Origin of the sequence: Curtobacterium sp. MCBD17_030 (genome assembly GCF_003224255.1) — a bacterium.
GTDB lineage: Bacteria > Actinomycetota > Actinomycetes > Actinomycetales > Microbacteriaceae > Curtobacterium.
This window is the reverse complement of sequence record NZ_QKLI01000004.1, coordinates 153,549-174,789: the sequence shown is the minus strand read 5'-3', so window position 1 is coordinate 174,789 and position 21,241 is coordinate 153,549. Positions and strand designations below refer to the sequence as shown.

The following is a 21,241-nucleotide window of genomic DNA, read 5'->3' as shown; positions in this document are numbered from 1 at the left end:
CCCGTTGCTGCCGGTCGGGCGCGGGGCTGCCGGTCGGGCGCGGGGCTGCCGGTCGGCGCCTGTCGGGCGCGGGGCGGGCCTCCCGGCCGGGAGGCACGTGACCGGTCTCCGGGACCGGTCACGTCGTCGGGTCAGTCGCCGCGCAGGGCGGCCAGGTACTTCTCCGCCATCACCCGCTGCTGGCGGCGCAGCAGCGGCGCGACGAAGCGCCACTTGCGGCTGGCCGGCTGCGAGAACTGGCGGACCTGCAGCCAGACCGAGCCGTCCGGGGTCCGCTCGACGACGAAGGACTCTTCACCCGAGAGCGGGTGGCCGTCGAGTGTGCCGTACGCGAAGCCCTTACGGTCGCGCTCGTCGATGATCGCGACGACCCGCACCGGCGCCTGGACGGTCTGCCCGAAGGCGTGCATCGTCAGCGTCGCCGTGGTGCCCGCCGTGATCAGCGGGGTGCCGTCGGGCGTGGTCTTCTCCACCCGCGGCGTGCCGATCGAGGCGGGGGCGATCGGGACGCCCTGTTCGTCGAACGTGACCGGGTTGTAGCGGACCTCGTCGTCCTCGGGCGTGTCCTCGACGCGGACCCCCATCCCGCTGCGCTCCTGGATCTGCCAGGTGAGCGCCTGCATGACGGCGGTCTCGAAGCGCTGGTCGCCGTGCCCGATGCGGGCGCGGGACTCGGCCGGTACGAAGCCCTCCGGCGGGTACGTCATGAGGTCCGACGCCTGGGTCGCGCCGACGGCGCCGTACGTCAACGCCGTGCGGTGCTGGTGTCCGCGGCTCACTTCTTCTTCTCTTCCACGTCGCCGGAGAGTGCGGCGATGAAGGCCTCCTGCGGGACCTCGACCCGGCCGATCGTCTTCATGCGCTTCTTGCCCTCCTTCTGCTTCTCGAGGAGCTTGCGCTTGCGGGTGATGTCACCGCCGTAGCACTTCGCCAGGACGTCCTTGCGCATGGCACGGATGCTCTCACGGGCGATGATGCGGGCGCCGATCGCGGCCTGGATCGGGACCTCGAACTGCTGGCGCGGGATGAGCTTGCGCAGTCGCTCGGTCATCAGCGTGCCGTAGGCGTACGCCTTCTCGCGGTGCACGATGGCGCTGAACGCGTCGACCTGGTCACCCTGCAGCAGGATGTCGACCTTCACGAGGTCAGCGGCCTGGTCACCGACGGGCTCGTAGTCCAGGCTGGCGTAGCCCTGCGTCTTGCTCTTCAGCTGGTCGAAGAAGTCGAACACGATCTCGCCGAGGGGCATCTCGTAGCGGATCTCGACGCGGTCCTCGCCGAGGTACTCCATACCGAGCAGTGAGCCGCGCCGCTGCTGGCAGAGCTCCATGATCGCGCCGACGTAGTCCTTGGGCGCCAGGATCGCAGCGCGGACCATCGGCTCGCGGACCTCGAGGATGCGGCCGGTCGGGAACTCGGACGGGTTCGTGACCTCGGTGACCTCGTTGTCCTCGGTCGTGACCTCGTAGACCACGCTCGGGGCGGTGGTGATGAGGTCGAGGTCGAACTCGCGCCGCAGTCGCTCGGTGATGATCTCGAGGTGCAGCAGGCCGAGGAACCCGCAGCGGAAGCCGAAGCCCAGCGCCACGGACGTCTCCGGCTCGTAGACCAGGGCCGCGTCGGACAGCTTGAGCTTGTCGAGCGCTTCGCGGAGCACCGGGTAGTCGCTGCCGTCGATCGGGTACAAACCCGAGAAGACCATCGGCTTCGGGTCCGTGTAGCCGGCCAGCGCGTCGGTCGCCGGACGCTGCGCGCTCGTGACCGTGTCGCCGACCTTGGACTGGCGGACGTCCTTGACGCCGGTGATGAGGTACCCGACCTCGCCGACGGAGAGCCCCTTCGTCGGGGTCGGCTCCGGGCTCGACACCCCGATCTCCAGGATCTCGTGCGTCGACTTGGTCGACATCATCTGGACCTTCTCGCGCGGCTTGATCGAGCCGTCGATCATGCGCACGTAGGTCACGACACCGCGGTAGCTGTCGTACACCGAGTCGAAGATCATCGCGCGGGGTGCGGCGTCGACCGTACCGACGGGAGCGGGCACGGTGCGGACGACCCGGTCGAGCAGCTCGGCGACGCCCTCGCCGGTCTTGCCGGAGACCCGCAGGACGTCCTCCGGCTTGCCCCCGATGAGCTGCGCGAGCTCGGCGGCGTACTTCTCCGGCTCGGCGGCCGGCAGGTCGATCTTGTTGAGGACCGGGATGATCTCGAGGTCGTTCTCGAGCGCCAGGTACAGGTTCGCGAGCGTCTGGGCCTCGATGCCCTGCGCGGCGTCGACGAGCAGGATCGCTCCCTCGCACGCGGCCAGGGAGCGAGAGACCTCGTACGAGAAGTCGACGTGCCCGGGGGTGTCGATCATGTTCAGCGCGAAGGTCTCGCCGTCGAGCTCCCACGGCATGCGGACGGCCTGGGACTTGATCGTGATGCCGCGCTCACGCTCGATGTCCATCCGGTCGAGGTACTGCGCACGCATCGCCCGGTCCTCGACGATGCCGGTGATCGACAGCATGCGGTCAGCCAGCGTGGACTTGCCGTGGTCGATGTGCGCGATGATGCAGAAGTTGCGGATCGCGGCGGCCGGTGTCGAGGCGGGCTCGAGCGGCGCAGATGCTTGTGGGCTCACGGTTCCTCGGGGTGGGTCGGACGGTCCGTCGATTGTCCCATGCTCACGCCCCGACAGCGCGCACCGGGCGGGTCCGGCTCTGGTCAGGCGTCGGTCGCGTGCGTGCCCGCGGTCGGGACCGGCAGCGCGCCGAGTCCTCGGCGCAGGTCCTCCGCCGACGCCGCGAGGCACACCCGGATCCACCCCTCACCCGTCCGGCCGAACGCGCTGCCCGGCGCGACCGCCACCCGCTCGCGCTGGAGGAACGCCAGGGCCCACTCCGCGACGTCGCCCCGGGCCGCGTGCGAGACGTCGATCCACAGGTAGAACGCTCCTCGAGGATCGAGGTAGCGGATGCCGGCGGCGTCCAGGACCCCCGTCGCGATCTCGAGGTTCTCGCGGTAGTGCTCGCGGGCGTCCTGCACCGACGAGTGGTCGCCGACGATCGCCGCGAGGGCCGCCCACTGGTCGGGCTCCGCGACACAGCTGATGATCGACTCCTGGACGGTCCGCATCGTCGGGCCGAGGCCCTTGGGCGTGACGAGGTAGCCGACCCGCACGCCGGTCATCGCGTACGTCTTGCTCAGCGAGAACGCCGAGAAGACGCGGTCGTCCTCGTCGAGGGACGCCAGGCTCAGGTGCCGTGTGCCGTAGGTGAAGTACTCGTAGACCTCGTCGCTGATCACCCAGAGGTCGTGGCGCTTCGCCAGCGCCAACAGGTCACGCAGCGTCTGCTCGCCGAAGACGGTGCCGAGCGGGTTGGACGGGGAGTTCACGATGATGGCGCGCGTGCGGTCGGTGATCCGCGCCTCCAATGCGGCGAGGTCGGGCTCGAACCCGTGCGCCGGCGACAGCTGGTACGGCACCGGGTCCGCGCCGATGATGTGGGCGTTCATCGTGAAGGTCGTGTAGCCGGGGTCCGGTACCAGGACCTCGTCACCGGGCGAGAGCACGAGCGTCATCGCCGTGAACAGCGCCTGCGTCGCACCGACGGTGACCCAGACCTGCTCGAGGTCGACGTCCATCCGGTTCTCGCGGCGGAGCTTGTCCTGGATCGCCTGCCGCAGCTGCGGGATGCCGCCGTTGGGCCCGTAGTCGGTGCGGTCCTCGGCCCACGCACGACGTGCGGCGTCACCGATGTGCTTGGCGACGGGGACGTCCGGCTCACCGATCACGAGCATCGTCACGTCGTCGAGGAGGGCCGCCTGCTCGAACACCCGGCGGATGCCCGACGGTGGGACGGTGTCGATGCGGGGTGCGACGGACGGCATGTCGACACCGTATCCGCTCGGGATCGCGCGCCCGTCTCGTCGCCACACGACCCGTGTCGGGCTTTGGTCCGGACGGGTCGACCTGGTAACGTCAGTCGCTGGCTTACGCGTTCCGTCGCCCACGGGTGGAACGCGATGCGACGAAGGGCCCCTCTACCCGGGATCGCAACCACCCGTCCGAGACGAAACCAGGAGCAACACGCATGGCGAACATCAAGTCGCAGCTCAAGCGCATCAAGACCAACCAGAAGGCCACCGACCGCAACAAGGCGTACAAGTCGGAGCTCAAGACGTACATCCGTCACACCAACGAGGCGATCGCCACGGGCGACAAGGACAAGGCCGTTGCCGCCCTGTCGCTCGCGTCGAAGAAGCTCGACAAGGCCGTGAGCAAGGGTGTCATCCACAAGAACCAGGCCGCGAACCGCAAGTCGGCCATCGCGAAGAAGGTCTCCGCGCTCTGATCTGAGCGTCTGACCGTCTCGAAGGCCCTGCACCGTTCGGTGCGGGGCCTTCGTCGTTCCCGGGTGCGGGGCCGGGGCAGGCCGCGTGCGGGGCCGCGGCCGGTGCCGCGGGTCGGCGCGGCGGGTCGGTGCCGTTCAGCTGCGCCCAACAGCAACCGTTCCGAACCGCGGGATGCTGCGGTTCGATCCGGACCCGGTTGGGCGGAGCCGATCGGAACCACGGGCGCGGCCGGACACTGGCCGGGCACCGGACGGGCACCGGACGGGCGTCATCGCGCACGCCGGCAGCGGAGCGTCCCCAGCAGCGGCTCCGCCGACGGCCGGGAGGCCCGGTGCCGGTCAGCGCTCCTCGCCGCGTCGTGCGATGGTGCGGACCATCACCTCGAGCGCGAAGTGGGCGTCGCGGGACCCGCCCTTCACCGCGGCGTCGGCGGCCGCGATGCTCGTGATCGCGTTCGCGAGGCCTGCTTCGCTCCAGCCGGCGACGTCCCGCTGGGCACGCTGGACCTGCCACGGCGCCATGCCGAGCGCCGAGGCCGCCTGCCCGCTCGACCCGCGGAAGGAGCTGACCTTCGCCATCGTGCGGATCTTGCTCGCGAACGCGGCGACGATCGGTACGGGCGCCTCTCCCGTTGCCAGCGCGTGCCGGAGTTCGACGATCGCCGGTGCGGACCGGCCGGCCAGGGCGATGTCGGCGACCTTGAACGCGTTCGTCTCGACCCGGCCGCCGTAGTACTTGTCGACGGTCCGGTCGGTGATCTCCGCGGCCTCGTCGGCCAGGAGCTGTCGGCAGGCGGCGGCGAGTTCGGCGAGGTCGTCCGCGAACGCGGCCACCAGGGTCCGGACGGCGGAGGGTGCGATCTTCCGCCGTGCAGCACGGAACTCGGCGTTGACGAAGTCGATCCGGTCGGTGTCGCGCTTGATCTCGTCGCACTGCACCTCGATGCCGCCGCCGACCCCGCTGCGGATCGTGTCGAGGAGCTTCTTGCCCCGGACTCCACCACCGTGCTGGAGCACCAGGGTGACGTCGTCGGCCGGGTTCTGCAGGTACGAGATCGTCTCGGTGATGAAGGCGTCGGTGCACTTCTCGACGTTCGTGACACGGACCAGTCGGGGTTCACCGAAGAGGGACGGGCTCGCCAGCGTCGACAGCAGCCCGGGGGCGTACTGGTCCGCCTCGAGGTCGTGCACCTCGAGCGCCGGGTCCTCGCCGACGAGCAGGTCGCGGAGCATGCCGATCGCCCGCTCCGCCAGGAACGTCTCGGCACCGGTGACCAGGACGACCGGGGCCGGGCGGATCGCCGACCACGGGATCTGGTCGATCTTCGCTGCGGCGCGCGCGGGCTTCTTGGCGGGCATGCGGGTCCTTCCGGTGGTGCTGGGCGACGACGACGTCCGGGCCCGTGCATCGGCGGCGCAGTGCCGGTCGGCGTCGCACCGATCCTACGGGCGGCAGCCGACGCCCCGGCGTCGCGCTCGGTCCACACCGCGACCGGTGCCCGGCTCTGGGCACCGGAGTCCCCACCCGCCTCCGCGCCCGCATCGTCGCTCTCACCGCGCACCACGACCGTCCCCGACCGGTCCGTGCGGTACGCCACCGTCCCGGCGGCGGCGAGCATCCGCAGGGCGCTCGGTGTCGGGTGCCCGTAGTCGTTGTCCGCGCCGACCCCGATGAGGCCGACCCGGGCTGCGAGCTGCCGGTAGAGCTCCGGGTCCTGGTCCGCGGACCCGTGGTGCGCGACCTTCACGACGTCCACGGGCGTCAGCGTCTCCGGCGGCGCGGTCCGCAGCAGCCGACGCTGCGCGTCCTCGCCCAGGTCGCCGAGGAGCACCGCGCTGACGCAACCCGGGCAGGGTCGCTCCCGTGCAGGATCGACCCGGAGGACGATGCTCGCGGCGTTGCCCGCACGCTCCTCGCCGTCCGGCGGCCACAGCACCCGCCAGCGGAGGTCCCCGAGCAGGCCGCTGGTCCGATCGGCTGCCCGCCGGACCGCCACCCCCGCGCTCCGGAGGTCCCGGACCACCCGGTCGTCCGCGGGCCGGCCGACCGGACCGACCAGGGCGGTCTCCACCCGTGTCGCGACCGAGGCCACGGCGCCGACGTGGTCGCGGTCGAAGTGGGTCAGGACGAGCAGGTCGATCCGGTCGACGCCGAGGAGGGCCAGACAGGAGACCAGACGCTCGGCATCGTCCCCGGTGTCGACGAGCGCCGTGCGTCCACCGCTCCGGAGCAGGGTGGCGTCGCCCTGCCCGACGTCGCACATCGCGACGGTCCATCCGGTCGGGACACTGCCCCGGACGAGGACCGCGGGCACCGCGACCGACCCGACTCCCCCGACGAGCACGAGCACGGCCACTCCGAGCGCCACCCGACGCAGGCGTCGGCGAACGAGCACCCCGACCGCGAGGGCTGCGCTCACGACCCCGGCGGCGATGACCCCGCCCGCCCCGGACGGCCACGGTGCCGAGGCGGTCGGCAGGCCGGCGGCCCCGTGTGCGATGAGTCCGATCCCGGCAGCGGGCACCCAACCGACGGTCGCGAGAAGCCCGGCGCCCACCGGCCACACCGGCGCGAGCAGGCACGCGGCGAGACCGACGACGGTGGCGACCGGTGCCAGGACCTCGGCGAGCAGGTTCGCCGGCACCGCGTACGTCGGCAGGGCGGCGGAGAGCGGGATCGTGACCGGCCAGCAGGCGACCTGCGCGGCGACCGGCACCGCGACCGCGGTCGCGACGGGCCTCCCGACCCGCCGCGCGAGCAGGTCGGTCACGGGCGCAGCGAGGACCACGATCCCGGTGGTCGCGAGCACCGACAGCGCGAAGGCGAACGAGCGGGCCGCCCACGGGTCGACGACGAGCATGCCGACGGCGGCGAGGGCGATCAGCGGTACGCCGCGCACCGGCCGTCCGGTCAGGTGCACGACGAGGACCACGATCGCCATCACGGTCGCGCGGGTGATCGACGGGTCCGGACGGACGAGGACGACGAACCCGAGCAGCACGACCACGGCCACGGCGGCACGCAGCGCCCGTGGGGCCCCGATCGCCCGTCCGAGCAGCACCACGAGGCCGACGAGGACCGCACAGTTCGACCCGGAGACCGCGGTCAGGTGGGTCAGCGCCGAGGTCTCCATCGCCTGCTCCGTCTCGGCGTCGAGCCCGGAGCGGTCCCCGATCGCCAGCCCGCGGAGGAGCGCCGCACCCGGCTCCGGCAGGTCGGCGGTGACGTCGACGAACGCCGCCCGTGCGACTGCACTGGCGCCGAGCAGCCCGGTCGGACCCGCCTGCGGCGTGACGGCTCCGCGGGCGAAGAGCACGACGCTGGTCGGCGATCCGGGGTCCTCGACCAGCAGCTGTCCGCGGACGACGACGACCGATCCGGCCGACAGCACGGTCCGCCGCGGTTCGTCGGGGGCCGGTACGAGCCGGACCGGCACGCGCAGGCCGTCCTGACGGGAGGCTCGCACCACGACCGCCTCGAGCGTCCCGATCACGGACCGGTCGGCGGGGGCGAGGTCGCGATCCAACCGGACACGGGCCTCCAGGCTGTGGCCGGCCGTCTGCCGCACGATCGACGGGGCCCGGTGCACCTGCCCGGCTGTGACCGCTGCGGCCGTCAGGGCGACCAGCAGGGCCGTCGTCAGCACCAGTGCCGCGATCGCCCGGACGAGGACGGACACCCCGCGCCAGAGGAGCACGCCGAGCGACGCCAGACCGAGGACGACCGCGCCGACGGCCACCCCGCCGGCGAGTCGGGGGACGCCGACGAGCACCGCGACGACGATCCACGTCACCGCGACCGGTCCAGCGAGCCGGAGGTCGACCAGCGACGCCCGCAGCGCGCTGCCGTGCGCCGCGCCGGACGCGCTCCGAGCGGGAGCCGACAGCACCGGGCCGCTCACACCCGCACCCGGTCCTGCAGCTCGGCGAAGCGGCCCTCGCCGATGCCGCTGACTTCGAGCAGGTCCTCGACCGAGCGGAACCCGCCGTGCTCGTCGCGCCAGGAGAGGATCCGCTCCGCCAGCGCCGGCCCGATGCCGGGGAGCGTCTCGAGCGCGGCGGCGTCTGCGGTGTTGAGGTCCACGACGTCCGGCACGGCCCCCGCACCGCTGCCCGCACCCGACGAGCCCGTGGTCCCGGAGGCCGAGCCACCGGGACCAGCACCCGCTCCCGCGGGCAGCTCGGCCGGGACGTCCGTCTCGCCGACGCGGGGCACGTACAGCCGCTCGCCGTCGACGACCGGCCGCGCCAGGTTCAGCCGCGACAGGTCGGCGTCCGCCACCGCTCCCCCGGCTGCGACCAGCGCATCCGCGACACGGGCGTCGGCGCCCACCGTGACGACCCCCGGGTGCTCGACCGCCCCGACGACGTAGAGCACTGCGGTCGCCGGCACCGCGGACGCAGTGGGAGCAGCGGTCGACGACGGGACGGGCACGGCCGCCGACGGCTCCGGGACACCGACCGTCGGCGCCCCCGACACGACCGCGACGCCGGACCCCGACTCCTCGCCCCCGCGACCGCCGCCCCACCACCCGGCGACGACGACCCCGAGCGCGAGCACCGCCACGACGCCCACCAGCAGGAGGGCGGCACGGGGTGACAGCGTGAACCGGGACATGTCCCGAGACGCTACGGAGCCCGGTCTGTCGACCGGGCCCCACGCAGACCACCTGTGGACGGAGCCCGCGCGCCGCCCCCTGTGGAGGGACCGGCCCCGGAGGGACCGGCCCCGGAGGGACCGGCCCCGGAGGGACCGGCCCCGGAGGGACCGGCCCCGGAGGGATCGGCCCCGGAGGGATCGGCCCCGGAGGGATCGGCCCCGGACGGACCAGGTCCGGAGGACCCGGCCCCGGAGCAACTAGCCCTTGATGGCGATGTTGACGAGCTTCGGTGCCCGGACGATGACCTTCACGATCTCGCGGTCGCCGATGTACCGCTGCACCGCCGCCGACGACCGGGCGAGCTGCTCGAGTTCGTCGGCCTCGATCGACTTCGACACCTCGAACGAGTCCCGCACCTTGCCGTTGACCTGCACGACCGCGGTCAGCGTCTCCTGCACGAGCAGCGTCGGGTCAGCCTTCCGCCAGCCGAACGTGGCGACCGACGAGTCGTAGCCGAGCGTCTGCCACATCTCCTCGCCGGTGTACGGCGCGAAGACGCTGAGCCCGAGGGCGATCGTCTCCGCGGCCTCACGCACGGCGGGGTCCGCGGCACCGGGTCCGCTGTCGATCGCCTTGCGGGTCACGTTCACCAGGTCCATGAGTCGTGCGATCACGACGTTGAACTTGAACGACTCCATCAGCCCCGGAGCGTCCGCCAGGAAGCGGTGCGTGGCCTGTCGGACGCCGCGGTCACCGGTGGACCAGACGGCGTCGGGCGTCGAGGTGACGTCGACGGCGATGCGGTACGCGCGTGCCAGGAAGCGTGCGGAGGCCGCGGGCGAGACGTCCTCCCAGTTGATGTCGTCCTCGGGCGGGCCGGCGAAGCCCATCACCAGGCGGATCGCGTCGACGCCGTGCGCGTCGAGCTCGTCACCGAGCGAGACGCCGCCCTTCGACTTCGACATCTTCGAGCCGCCGGAGAGCACCATGCCCTGGTTGAGCAGCGCCGAGAACGGTTCGGTGAAGTCGAGGTAGCCGAGGTCGAACAGCACCTTCGTGACGAAGCGCGCGTAGAGCAGGTGCAGGATCGCGTGCTCGACACCGCCGATGTACTGGTCGACCGGCGCCCACTTGTTGACGAGTGCCGGGTCGAACGCCTGCGTCTCGTCCTGCGGGGACAGGAAGCGCAGGAAGTACCAGGACGAGTCGACGAACGTGTCCATGGTGTCCGGGTCGCGGCGGGCCGGGCTGCCGTCGACCGGGTTCGGCACGTTCACCCACTCCGTCGCACCACCGAGGGGCGAGGTGCCCTTCGGCTTGAGGTCGAGGCCCTCGGTGTCGGGCAGGACCACGGGGAGCTGGTCCTCGGGCACCGGGTACTGGGTGCCGTCCTCGCCGTGGATGATCGGGATCGGGGTGCCCCAGAAACGCTGTCGCGAGATGAGCCAGTCGCGCAGGCGGTAGGTCTTGGCGGCACGACCGGTGCCGCGCTCCTCGAGCAGGCTGATCGCCGCGGTGATGGCGTGCTGCTTGCTCATCCCGTCGAGCGAACCGGAGTTGATCATCCGCCCCTGTCCGGTGAGGGCTTCGCCGGTGGTCGTCGGGTCGATCGAGGGCAGTTCGGTCTCGTCGGTGATCACGGGGATCGCACCGGTGACCGGCTGGTTCGTGTCGACGACGACCTTCACCGGCAGGTCGAAGGCCCGGGCGAAGTCCAGGTCGCGCTGGTCGTGCGCGGGCACGGCCATCACGGCGCCGTGCCCGTAGTCGGCGAGGACGTAGTCGGCAGCCCACAGCGGCAGGCGCTCCCCGGTCAGCGGGTGGATCGCCGAACGGCCGAGCGGGACGCCGGTCTTCGGGCGGTCGGCGTTCTGCCGGTCGATGTCCGAGGCCTTCTGCGTGGCGACCAGGTAGTCCTGGAACGCGGCGCGGGTGGCATCGTCGACGGACGGGTCGGCGACGAGCTCGGCGGCCAGGTCGGAGTCCGGTGCGACGACCAGGAAGGTCACGCCGTGGATGGTGTCCGGGCGCGTGGTGAACACGGTGACGGGCTCGTCACGGCCCTCGATGACGAAGTCGACGTCAGCACCGACCGAGCGGCCGATCCAGTTGCGCTGCATCGCGATGACCTTCGACGGCCATCGGCCCTCGAGCTGGTTGAGGTCGTCGAGCAGCCGGTCCGCGTAGTCCGTGATCTTGAAGTACCACTGCGTCAGCTTCTTCTTGACGACGACGGCGCCGGAGCGGTCCGAGGTGCCGTCGGGCAGGACCTGCTCGTTGGCCAGGACGGTCTGGTCCACCGGGTCCCAGTTGACCCAGCTGTCCTTCCGGTACGCCAGCCCCTTCTCGTACATCTTCAGGAACAGCCACTGGTTCCACTTGTAGTACTCGGGGTCGGAGGTGTGGATCTCGGTCGACCAGTCGAACGACGGCGCGTAGCGCTTGAAGGACGCCTTCTGCTGCGCGATGTTCGCGTAGGTCCAGTCCTTCGGGTCGACGCCGCGCTTGATGGCGGCGTTCTCGGCGGGCAGGCCGAACGAGTCCCAGCCGATCGGGTGCAGCACGTTGAAGCCCTGCTGGCGCCAGTAGCGCGCGACGAAGTCCCCGAGCGCCCAGTTCTCGGCGTGCCCCATGTGCAGGTCGCCGGAGGGGTAGGGGAACATCTCGAGGATGTACTTGCGCGGGCGCTTGTCGTCGGGGTCGGCGGTGAAGAGGCCGAGCTCTTCCCACCGCGCCTGCCACTTCTGCTGGATGCGCCGGAAGTCGTAGGCGTGCGGGTCCTCGACGTGCTGCTCGATGGTCACGGTCGTCAACGATACAAGCCGTCAGGACCGTCTCGCGTCCGTGCGCCGGGTCACCGCGTGAGCAGGCGTCCGTCCCGCATCCGCAGGGTCCGGTCGACGAGGTCGGCCGGCACCGGTACGTGCGACACGACGAGCAGGGAGCGTCCGGCCGCGCGGGCGGTCGTCACGAGGTCGCGCAGCACGTCGTCACCGAGGTCGGGGTCGATGTCGGCGGTCGGCTCGTCGAGCACCAGGACCGGGAACTCGTGCAGGAGGGCCCGCGCCAGGGCCAACCGGTGGGCCTGGCCCCCGGACACGAGCGAACCGCGCTCCCCCACGGCGGCGCCGAGTCCTCCACGACGCCGGATCCAGTCCCCCAGTCCGACCCGGACGAGCACGGCGAGCAGTTCGTCGTCGGTCGCGGTCTCCCGCGCGAAGAGCAGGTTCTGCCGGACCGACTGGTCGAAGACGAACGGGTCCTGCTCGATCAGACCGATGCGGGCGCGGACCGCGTCGGGGTGCATCGTCCGTACGTCCGTCCCGTCCAGGGTGACGCTGCCGGTGTGGTCGACGAACCGGACGAGGGCGTCCACCAGCGTCGACTTGCCGGCGCCGCTCGGCCCGCTGAGCACGACGACCTCGCCCGGGTGCAGGTCGAACGAGACCCCGTCGACCGCGGGGGTCTGCGCGCCCGGCCAGCGGACGGACAGGTCACGGACCCGGACGGTGACGGCGGCCGGCGCCACGAGGGCCTCCGGGCTGGCGGCGTCCTCGGGTTCGGGCACCAGTCCGACCGGCAGCTCCGCGGGGACGACCCGTTCGACGCGGTATGCGGCGGCCCGGACCCGACGGAGTGTGAGGACGGCGAGCGGGACACCACCGACGACCTCGAACAGCGCGAGCGGGACGAACACCGCCAGTGCCCAGAGCGGGCCGTCCAGGGCACCACGGACGACTGCCGGCGCGCCCACGGCCAGCGTCCCGATGACCGCAGCCCCGCCGACCAGGCCGACGAGCGCGCCGACGAGTGACTCGACGGCGCCGCGGCGGCGGACGGCCCGCGTGACGCGGTGGTCGAGCCGCGCGATGTGGGTGAGTCGTTCCTCCAGCGTGCCGTAGGCCACGAACACGTCGAGCGTCCGGACGGTGTCGAGCACCAGGTCCGCGACGCGTCCGCGGTCGGCGGCGGTCACCGCGTCGGAGCGGCGGGCGACCGCGGCGGTCACGACGGTCCCGACCAGGGCTGCCGTGCCGAGGGCCGACAGCAGCACGAGGGCGGCTGGCAGGGACACGAACGCGACGGCGACGACCGAGAGGAACGCGGTGACGCCGGCCGAGACGAGCGGCCCGACCACCCGGATCGGCAGGTCCTGCAGCCGGTCGGTGTCGGTGACGAGCCGCGTCATGAGGTCGCCGCGCCCGGTCGATCCGAGCCCGGCGGGAGCGACGGAGGCGAGCCGACGGTACATCTCGGTCCGGACGACGGCGAGCTGGCGGAACGACGCGTCGTGTCCGGCGAGCCGGTCCACGTAGCGGAACACCGCGCGCCCGAGGGCGAAGGCGCGGACGCCGACCATGACGAGCGTCAGGTAGAGGATCGGCGGGTGCTCGGCGGCTCGCGTGATCAGGTACCCGCTGGCGGCGAGCAGGGCCACTCCGCAGAGCGCGCTGAGCACGCCCGCGGCGACGGCCTTCGCCCAACCCCGCCCACGGGGCAGGGCGAGTCGGAGGACGGACCGGGTGCGGGCCTCCCGGCCGTCGGGGCGGCTCACGCGGGTGCTGCTCGCGCGGGTGCTGCTCATGCGGACACCTCCTGTGGCGACCGCTGCGACGAGACCGTGACGGATCCGGAGGCGCGGATCGCGACGACGACGTCGGCAGCGGCCACGACGGCGGGTCGGTGGCTCGCGACGACGACGACCGCCCCCGCGTCCGCCAGTCGGCGGAGGGCGGCGACGACCTGCGCCTCGGACTCCGCGTCGAGGGCCGACGTCGGCTCGTCGAGGAGCACCAGCGGCGTCTCGAGCCGCGCCGCACGGTACAGCCCGCGCGCGACGGCGACACGCTGCGCCTGCCCGCCGGACAGCCCGGACCCGCCACTGCCGACCGGGAGGCCCGGCTCGACTCCCAGCCCCACCGCACCGAGCGCGGTCCGCACGTCCGCCGTGTCCGGCTGGGCGCTGAGGGCGACGTTCTCGGCGACCGTGCCGCGCACCAGTCGCGGACGCTGGTCGACCCAGGTGGTGCGGTCGAGGACCGGCAGGTCGGCACGCCCGGGCACCGTGACCGTGCCGTCGGCGGGGAGGACCCCGCGGATCGCGGCGATCAGGCTGGACTTGCCGGAGCCGCTCGGGCCGGAGAGGGCGACGACGGTCCCGGTCGGGGCGGTGAGGTCGACCGGGCCGACGACCGTGTCGGAGCGGTGCACGGTGAGCCCGGCGAGCACCAGGGCCGGCGCCGGGACGTCCACCCCGGCGGCGGCGACGGTGTCCGGCGCAGCTGGTACCGGGACGTCGGGGTCGTCGAGCACGTCGAGGACGGCCTGGGACGCCTGCACCCCGTCCTGGGCCGCGTGGAAGTCGGCGCCGACCTGCCGGAGCGGGGCGAACGCCTCCGGGGCGAGGACCAGGACGAACATCGCCGCGCCGAGGCCGAGCGAGCCGTCGACCAGCCGGATCCCGATCGACACCGCGACGAGCGCGACGGACAGGCTCGCAGCCAGCTCGAGGGCGAAGCCGCTGACGAAGGACAGCCGCAGCACACCGATGGTGCCCTGGCGGTACTCGTCCGTGACCTGCCCGATGCGGCCGACCTGGCGGCGGGCACGACCGAACACCTTGAGGGTCGCGAGCCCCTCGACGGCCTCGGTGAACGCCCCACCGAGCCGGGCGAGCGCGTCGGCCTGCCGCTGCTGCAGCGACCGGGTGGCCAAACCGATGAGGGCCATGAACACCGGGATGACGGGCATCGCGCAGACGATGACGACAGCACTCGTCAGGTCGCCGAAGCCGATCGCGACGAGCAGCAGCGGGGTGGCGACGGCGGTGAGCGCGAGCTGCGGCAGGTACCGGCCGAAGTAAGCGTCCAGCGCGTCGAGCCCGGGGCCGAGCGTGGCGGCGAAACCGGCGCTCGACCGGCCGGCGAGCCACCCGGGGCCCCGGTCGGCCGCGCGCCGGAGCACGGAGGCGCGGAGTTCGCTCTTCACGCGGGCACCGGCGCGGGCGGCGAGGTCGTCGGTCGCCCAGGCCGCGACCGCGCGGAGCAGGAACGCGCCGCCGAGCAGGGCGAGCGTGCCGGCGAACGTCGCGGGGACGGCACCGGCGGGGACCGCGTCGACGACCTGGGTCACCGCGGCCGCGATCCCCCAGGCGATCGCGATGGTCGCGATGGTGCGTACCGCGCCGGTGCCGGCGGCGGCCACGACGAAGCCGCGCGCCGTCCGGGACAGACGGAGCAGGCGGGGATCGAGCGGCTTCACACGTGCCTCCTGCTCAGTGCGCGGCTTGCGCGACGGTGGCGCGCGAGACCCGCTTGCGGAAGACCCAGTACGTCCACGCCTGGTAGGCCAGCACGAGCGGGATGCAGACCAGGGCGACCCAGCTCATGACCGTCAGCGTGTACGTGCCGGACGAGGCGTTGGCGACGGTCAGGCTGTTCGCCGGGTCGTTCGTGGCGGGCATCACGTCCGGGAACACCGCGGTGAACATCGCCAGGACGACCGCCGCGATGGTGACGGCCATCAGGGTGAAGGCGCGACCCTCCCGACCGCGTGCGGCACAGAGGACCGCGACGACCAGGGCCACGGCACCGACGGCCGACAGCACGAGCGACGTCGGGGAGGACCGGACGAGCGCCATCGTGACCAGGAACACGGCGGCGACCACGATCGTGACCACTCCGGCCCGCTTCGCCAGGCGCATCGCCCGCTCGCGCATCTCACCCTCGGTCTTCAGTGCCACGAACACGACGCCGTGGGTGAAGAAGACCAGCAGGGTGGTGGCACCGGCGAGCAGTGCGAACGGGTTGAGCAGGTCGAACAGCGTGCCGGTGTAGTTGTGTCCGGAGTCCATCGGGATCCCCCGGACGACGTTGCCGAACGCGACGCCCCAGAGGAACGACGGCACCGCGCTGCCGACCACGATCATCAGGTCGAACCGGCGCTTCCATGCCCGGTGCTTGTCCTGGTGCCGGTACTCGAACGACACCCCGCGCAGGATCAGTGCGGCGAGGATGAGCAGCAGTGCCAGGTAGAAGCCGGAGAACATCGTCGCGTACCACTCGGGGAAGGCGGCGAACAGGCAGGCTCCCGCCACGATCACCCAGGTCTCGTTGAGGTCCCAGACCGGGCCGATGGTGTTGATGAGCACACGGCGGTCGGTGTCGTCCCTGCCGAGGAACGGCAGGGACATGCCGACGCCGAAGTCGAACCCGTCGAGCACGAAGTACCCGACGAAGAAGAGTCCGACGATCGCGAACCACAGAACGGGCAGGTCCATCTCAGGCAGCTTCCATCTCTAGTAGACCGTCACTTCGTGCTTGACCTCGCCGCTCTCCGCGTCGACCTCGGCCGGGGCGGCCGGGCCCTCCTGGGCGACCTTCTTGATCAGTCGGAACTCGACCACCGCGAGGGATCCGTAGATGAGGGTGAACACGACGAGCGAGACGAGGACTTCGAGGCCCGTCACGTTCGGGGAGACGCCGTCGGCCGTCTTGAGCAGGCCGAACACGAGCCAGGGCTGGCGGCCCATCTCGGTGAAGACCCAGCCGACGACCATCGCGGCCATCGGCAGCGGCACGGCCCAGATCGCGATGCGCCAGACCCACCGCTGCTGCGGGAAGCGGCCCTTGCGCGTCAGCCAGAGTCCGGCGAGCGAGACCATCACGGCGCCGACCCCGAGGGCGATCATCCAGCGGAAGGACCAGTAGGTCACCCAGATGATCGGCTTGTAGTCGCCCGGCCCGTAGACCTGCGTGTACTGCGCCTGCAGGTCGTTGATGCCCTCGACCGTGCCGGAGAAGGTGTGCGTCGACAGGAAGGACAGCAGGTACGGCACCCGGATCGAGAAGAGTTCGGTGACACCGTCGGGCGTGCCGAGCGTGAAGATCGAGAACGAGGCGTCCTTGCCGGTCGCGGTGTTGTACAGCGCCTCGGCCGCGGCCATCTTCATCGGCTGCGTGTCGACCATGGTGAGACCGAGCTGGTCACCGGTGAGGACCGTGAGGGCGCCGGCCGCGACCATCGTCCAGAGGCCGAACTTCAGCGCCGGCATCATCGTCTCGAGGTTCTGGTTGCGCGCCAGGTGGTACGCGGCGACCGAGATGATCACGCCGGCGGCGACCATGAAGCACGCGAAGACCGTGTGCGGGAAGGCGGCGAGGGCGACCTTGTTGCCGAGGACGGCCCAGATGTCGGTGAGTTCGGCGCGACCCTTCGCCTCGTTGATCGCGTAGCCCACGGGGTGCTGCATGAACGCGTTCGCGGCGATGATGAAGTACGCCGACATGATCGTGCCTGCGCTGACGCACCAGATGCTCGCCAGGTGCAGCTTCTGGGGAAGGCGGTCCCAGCCGAAGATCCAGACGCCGATGAACGCCGCCTCGAAGAAGAACGCCAGGATGCCCTCGAGCGCGAGCGGGGCGCCGAAGACGTCGCCGACGAAGCGCGAGTAGTCCGACCAGTTCATGCCGAACTGGAACTCCTGCACGATGCCGGTGACGACCCCCATCGCGAAGTTGATGAGGAAGATCCGTCCGAAGAACCGCGTCAGCTGCAGGTAGTGCGCACGACCGGTCCGGACCCAGGCGGTCTGGAACACCGCGACGACGACGGCCATGCCGATCGTCAGCGGGACGAAGAGGAAGTGGTAGATCGTCGTCAGACCGAACTGCCACCGCGACAGCAGGAGCGGGTCCAGGAGGTCGTTCATGCTTCGACGGTACTGTCGAGCGTCCCGGTTCGACAAGTTGTAGAGGGGCCTCCTGCACGAACGTGCACAGCCGGTGCACGGCACAACCGTGCGGAACATGTGTCACGCACGGCTGACCCCGGAACGCCGACAGGCGCCGGGCTCGATGCCCGACGCCTGTCGGCGAGATCCCCGCGCAACGACGCGGGGACCGGGTGTCCGTGGGACCTAGAGCAGCCCCTCGTCGGTCAGGAAGTCCTTCGCGATGGTCGAGGCCTTCTCCTTGTCGACGGTGCTCTTGGTGTTGAGCTCGATGAGCGCCTCGGTCGTCAGGACCTTGCTCACCTCGTCGATGTCGGCCGCCGCCTTGTCGTCGACCTTGCTCGAGACCACCGGGGTGACGTTCTGCGGAACGATCAGGTTCTTCGGGTCCTCGAGCGTCACGAAGTCGTTCGCCTTGATGCTCGGGTCGGCGGTGTAGATGTCCGCGAGCTGCACGGTGCCGTCCTTCAGCGCCTTGACCGTCAGGGCCCCGCCGGAGTCCTCGATCGCCTTGGACTGGACCGTCACGCCGTAGACCGACTTCAGACCCTTCGGACCGTACGGGCGGGTCTGGTTCTCCGAGTTCGCGCCGACGGTCAGGGTGCCCTTGACCTTCGACAGGTCGGCGAGGCTCGTCACGTCGTTCTCCTCGGAGAACTCCTTCGTGACGGTGTAGCTGTCCTGGTCGGTGGCCTCGGCGGCGTCCAGGGCACGGAGCCCCTTCGGCAGGGAGCTCTTCAGGCCGGCCGTGATCTCGGACTCGGACTTCGCGGTCGAGTCCTTGTCGAAGTACTGCAGCAGGTTGCCGCCGTACTCGGGCATGACGTCGATCGCGCCCTTCTCGAGCTGCGGGAGGTAGACCTCGCGCTGCCCGATGTTGAAGTTCCGCTTCACCTGGAAGCCGTCCTTCTCGAGGACCTGGGCGTAGAGCTCGGCGATGATCTCGTTCGAGTAGTACTGCTGCGACCCGACGACGATCGTCTTCGAGTCCGAGGACGAGCTGGAGCCGCTGTCGAGCGGGCTGCTGGAGGAGCAGCCGGCGAGGGCGGCGGCCACGCCGACGGCGACCGCGGCGGCGATGCCGGCGCGGAGCTTGGGTGCTGTGATCACGAGGGGGTTCCTTCCGGGATGGGGGTGTGGGGCCGCTCACGCGATCCCGAGCGTCGCCGCGTCGGGCGGTCGGCGATGCCCGCGGGCACCACCGCCCGCTGGAGCACGGAGAAGACGATCTCGAACGCGATCGCGAGTGCGATCACGAGGATGGAGGCGCCGAGCATCATGGCGTAGTCCTGGGTCTTGAGCCCGAGGAACACGTACCCGCCGAGCCCACCCGATCCGACGTAGGCGGCGAGGGTCGCGGTGGCGACGACCTGGAGCACGGCGGCGCGGACACCGCCGACCAACAGCGGCAGTCCGAGCGGGATCTCGACCTTGGTCAGGATCTGCCACCCGGTCATGCCCTGCGCGCGGGCAGCGTCGACGGTGACCGGTTCGACGGACTCGATGCCGGCGTACGCACCGGCGAGCACCGACGGGATCGCGAGCACGACGAGTGCGAACAGCGGCGCCTGCAGGTTCGCGCCGAGCAGGAGGCCCACCAGGGTGAGCACACCGAGCGTCGGCAGGGCGCGGATGCCGCCGGAGAGGGCGATCGCGAAGCCCCGTGCCTTGCCGGTGTGGCCGATCGCGTAGCCGATCGGGATCGCGATCACCGACGCGATGACGACGGCGAGCAGCGAGATCCAGACGTGTTCCCACAGTCGCTCGGAGACACCGTCGGGACCGGCGTAGTTCGCCGGGTCGAAGACCCAGCCGAAGGCCTGTCCGATGATCATGCCGTGAGCTCCGCAGACTGGAGCACACGGCGGGCCGCACGCTTCGAGGGCGCCGATGGACGCGTCCACGGCATCACGATCCGACCGAGCAGCACGAGCAACCCGTCGGTCGCGAACGCCAGGACGAGGACCATCACGACACCCGCGACGATCTCCTCCGGGATGTTCCGGCCGATGCCGTCGGTGAAGAGCGATCCGAGGCTCTGGACACCGAGCACCGCACCGACCGTGGTCAGCGAGATCGTGGACACCGAGACGACCCGGAGGCCCGCGAGCAGCACCGGACCGGAGAGCGGCAGGTCGACGCGGAAGAACCGCTGCGCTCCGGAGTACCCCATCGCGGTCGCCGCCGACGTGGTGGCCGGGTCGACCGAACCGAGGCCGTCCACGGTGGACCGGACCATGAGGGCGAGGCCGTAGAGCGTCAGGCCGATGACGATGTTCACGGGGTCCTGCAGCCCGGTGCCGATGAGGCCCGGCAGCGCGATGAACAGCGGCAGCGACGGGACGGCGTAGAGCAGCCCGGCGAACGTGACGATGCCTCCGCCTACCCCGCTGCTGAGCCGGCGTGCGCCGGGTCGCCGGAGTCGGACGACGAGCCACCCGATCGGGATCGACAGCAGGAAGGCGATGATGATCGGCGGGATCGCGATCGCCAGGTGCGCGACCGTGTCGTCCCCGATCGTGTCGAGGTTCGACAGCACCCACTTCACCGCGTGCTCCCACCCTGCGCCGCAGCACCCGGGACGCTGGGCGTCCCGGCCTCGGAGCGGACAGCGGCAGCGGCGTCGACGACGCCAACGGGGCTGGTGAGGACGCCGGCGGCACGGCCGTCACCGTCCACGACGACCGGACCGGTCGGGGTCTGCTCGACCCGGAGGGACCGGCGGCCCCGTCTGACGCCGATGAAGTTCGCGACGAAGTCGTCCGCCGGCGCGGACAGGATCTCCGCCGGCGTCCCCTGCTGGGCGATCTCGCCGCCCTTCTTCAGGATGACGACCTGGTCGCCGAGTTTGAAGGCCTCGTCGATGTCGTGCGTCACGAACACGACCGTCTTGCCCAGCTCACGCTGCAGCCGGATCAGTTCGTCCTGCAGGTCGTTGCGGACGAGCGGGTCGACGGCGCCGAACGGCTCGTCCATGAGCAGGATGTTCGGGTCGACCGCGAGACCGCGAGCGACGCCGACCCGCTGCTGTTGCCCGCCGGACAGCTGCGACGGGTAACGATCGGCGAGCGACCGGTCGAGGCCGACCGTGTCCATCAGCTCGAGCGCGCGCTTCCGCGCGTCGGCCTTCGAGACGCCGGTGAGCAACGGCACCGTCGCGATGTTGTCCGCGACCCTGCGGTGCGGCAGCAGACCGGCGTTCTGCATGACGTAGCCGATCCGACGGCGGAGCTGCACCGGGTCGACGCCCGCGATGTCCTCACCGTCGATCTCGACGGACCCCGAGGTCGGGTCGATCATCCTGTTGATCATCCGGAGGAGCGTGGTCTTGCCACAACCGCTCGAGCCGACGAACACCGTCGTGGTCCGCGAGGGGATCACGAGGTCGAACGACTCGACAGCGTTCGTGCCGTCCGGGTAGGTCTTGCGCACCGAGCGGAACTCGATCATGGGTGCCCTTCTTGGTGGAGGTAGCCCGACTCCGGACGACAGTACAGGGCGGAGCCCATAGCGGTTCGGTCGTGACGGCGCATGACGCCTGGCGGACATCGACCCCAGGTCCGCGCACTTCG

General features: G+C 71.3%; 15 protein-coding genes and 1 pseudogene. 1 reads left to right on the top strand and 15 read right to left on the bottom strand.

The window, feature by feature from the left end; translation table 11 throughout:
• Window positions 1-131 precede the first annotated feature (131 nt).
• From DEI89_RS06075 to DEI89_RS06065, 3 genes are all read right to left on the bottom strand, one after another.
• Window positions 132-779 carry a DUF1990 family protein gene (locus DEI89_RS06075; protein ID WP_258366249.1) on the bottom strand — a complete coding sequence of 216 codons (648 nt, stop codon included), beginning with the start codon at window positions 777-779 and terminating at the stop codon, window positions 132-134.
• Window positions 776-2,623 (bottom strand): translation elongation factor 4, encoded by a 1,848-nt coding sequence (gene lepA, locus DEI89_RS06070; protein WP_110903139.1) that lies wholly within the window; start codon window positions 2,621-2,623, stop codon window positions 776-778. The genes DEI89_RS06075 and lepA overlap by 4 nt, the downstream gene beginning before the upstream one ends.
• Before the next feature lie 83 nt (window positions 2,624-2,706).
• Entirely contained in the window at window positions 2,707-3,873 is a 1,167-nt protein-coding gene (locus tag DEI89_RS06065; RefSeq protein ID WP_110903138.1) for a pyridoxal phosphate-dependent aminotransferase, read from the bottom strand.
• 203 nt (window positions 3,874-4,076) lie between these two features.
• On the opposite strand from DEI89_RS06065, the gene rpsT reads away from it, so the two are divergent.
• The gene (rpsT, locus tag DEI89_RS06060) at window positions 4,077-4,337 is read left to right on the top strand and encodes a 30S ribosomal protein S20 (RefSeq protein ID WP_110903137.1); all 261 of its coding nucleotides are present in this window, start codon (window positions 4,077-4,079) and stop codon (window positions 4,335-4,337) included.
• Between the two features lie 339 nt (window positions 4,338-4,676).
• Here the strand turns inward: rpsT and holA are convergent, their stop codons facing one another.
• From holA to DEI89_RS05985, 12 genes and pseudogenes are all read right to left on the bottom strand, one after another.
• Entirely contained in the window at window positions 4,677-5,696 is a 1,020-nt protein-coding gene (holA, locus tag DEI89_RS06055) for a DNA polymerase III subunit delta (RefSeq protein WP_110903136.1), read from the bottom strand.
• Between the two features lie 716 nt (window positions 5,697-6,412).
• Window positions 6,413-7,471, bottom strand: a pseudogene (locus tag DEI89_RS18305) (ComEC/Rec2 family competence protein); the annotation flags it as partial.
• Window positions 7,472-8,235: 764 nt separating this feature from the next.
• A complete protein-coding gene (locus DEI89_RS06035; protein ID WP_110903134.1) occupies window positions 8,236-8,955 on the bottom strand; it encodes a ComEA family DNA-binding protein in 720 nt (239 codons plus the stop codon).
• Window positions 8,956-9,195: 240 nt separating this feature from the next.
• Complete coding sequence (gene leuS, locus DEI89_RS06025) at window positions 9,196-11,742, bottom strand: leucine--tRNA ligase (protein ID WP_110903208.1); 2,547 nt, start codon at window positions 11,740-11,742, stop codon at window positions 9,196-9,198.
• A 50-nt stretch (window positions 11,743-11,792) separates the two neighbouring features.
• Window positions 11,793-13,523, bottom strand: coding sequence for a thiol reductant ABC exporter subunit CydC (cydC, locus tag DEI89_RS06020; protein WP_110903133.1), 1,731 nt, complete (start codon window positions 13,521-13,523; stop codon window positions 11,793-11,795).
• The gene (cydD, locus tag DEI89_RS06015) at window positions 13,520-15,199 is read right to left on the bottom strand and encodes a thiol reductant ABC exporter subunit CydD (protein ID WP_110903132.1); all 1,680 of its coding nucleotides are present in this window, start codon (window positions 15,197-15,199) and stop codon (window positions 13,520-13,522) included. The genes cydC and cydD overlap by 4 nt, the downstream gene beginning before the upstream one ends.
• 13 nt (window positions 15,200-15,212) lie before the next feature.
• The gene (cydB, locus tag DEI89_RS06010) at window positions 15,213-16,217 is read right to left on the bottom strand and encodes a cytochrome d ubiquinol oxidase subunit II (RefSeq protein WP_110903131.1); all 1,005 of its coding nucleotides are present in this window, start codon (window positions 16,215-16,217) and stop codon (window positions 15,213-15,215) included.
• A gap of 18 nt (window positions 16,218-16,235) precedes the next feature.
• The gene (locus DEI89_RS06005) at window positions 16,236-17,648 is read right to left on the bottom strand and encodes a cytochrome ubiquinol oxidase subunit I (protein ID WP_110903130.1); all 1,413 of its coding nucleotides are present in this window, start codon (window positions 17,646-17,648) and stop codon (window positions 16,236-16,238) included.
• Between the two features lie 207 nt (window positions 17,649-17,855).
• Window positions 17,856-18,779, bottom strand: a complete 924-nt coding sequence (locus DEI89_RS06000) for an ABC transporter substrate-binding protein (protein ID WP_110903129.1) — start codon at window positions 18,777-18,779, stop codon at window positions 17,856-17,858.
• Entirely contained in the window at window positions 18,776-19,504 is a 729-nt protein-coding gene (locus DEI89_RS05995; protein WP_110903128.1) for an ABC transporter permease, read from the bottom strand. The genes DEI89_RS06000 and DEI89_RS05995 overlap by 4 nt, the downstream gene beginning before the upstream one ends.
• The gene (locus DEI89_RS05990; RefSeq protein WP_110903127.1) at window positions 19,501-20,217 is read right to left on the bottom strand and encodes an ABC transporter permease; all 717 of its coding nucleotides are present in this window, start codon (window positions 20,215-20,217) and stop codon (window positions 19,501-19,503) included. The genes DEI89_RS05995 and DEI89_RS05990 overlap by 4 nt, the downstream gene beginning before the upstream one ends.
• Entirely contained in the window at window positions 20,214-21,119 is a 906-nt protein-coding gene (locus DEI89_RS05985; RefSeq protein WP_110903126.1) for an ABC transporter ATP-binding protein, read from the bottom strand. The genes DEI89_RS05990 and DEI89_RS05985 overlap by 4 nt, the downstream gene beginning before the upstream one ends.
• Between the last annotated feature and the right edge of the window lie 122 nt (window positions 21,120-21,241).

Excerpts from the sequence above, each read along its gene's own strand:
- DEI89_RS06065 (WP_110903138.1), bottom strand. The coding sequence starts at position 3,873 with ATGCCGTCCGTCGCACCCCGCATCGACACCGTCCCACCGTCGGGCATC.
- rpsT (WP_110903137.1), top strand. The coding sequence starts at position 4,077 with ATGGCGAACATCAAGTCGCAGCTCAAGCGCATCAAGACCAACCAGAAG.
- holA (WP_110903136.1), bottom strand. The coding sequence starts at position 5,696 with ATGCCCGCCAAGAAGCCCGCGCGCGCCGCAGCGAAGATCGACCAGATC.
- DEI89_RS06035 (WP_110903134.1), bottom strand. The coding sequence starts at position 8,955 with ATGTCCCGGTTCACGCTGTCACCCCGTGCCGCCCTCCTGCTGGTGGGC.
- cydC (WP_110903133.1), bottom strand. The coding sequence starts at position 13,523 with ATGAGCAGCACCCGCGCGAGCAGCACCCGCGTGAGCCGCCCCGACGGC.
- cydB (WP_110903131.1), bottom strand. The coding sequence starts at position 16,217 with ATGGACCTGCCCGTTCTGTGGTTCGCGATCGTCGGACTCTTCTTCGTC.
- DEI89_RS06005 (WP_110903130.1), bottom strand. The coding sequence starts at position 17,648 with ATGAACGACCTCCTGGACCCGCTCCTGCTGTCGCGGTGGCAGTTCGGT.
- DEI89_RS05995 (WP_110903128.1), bottom strand. The coding sequence starts at position 19,504 with ATGATCATCGGACAGGCCTTCGGCTGGGTCTTCGACCCGGCGAACTAC.
- DEI89_RS05985 (WP_110903126.1), bottom strand. The coding sequence starts at position 21,119 with ATGATCGAGTTCCGCTCGGTGCGCAAGACCTACCCGGACGGCACGAAC.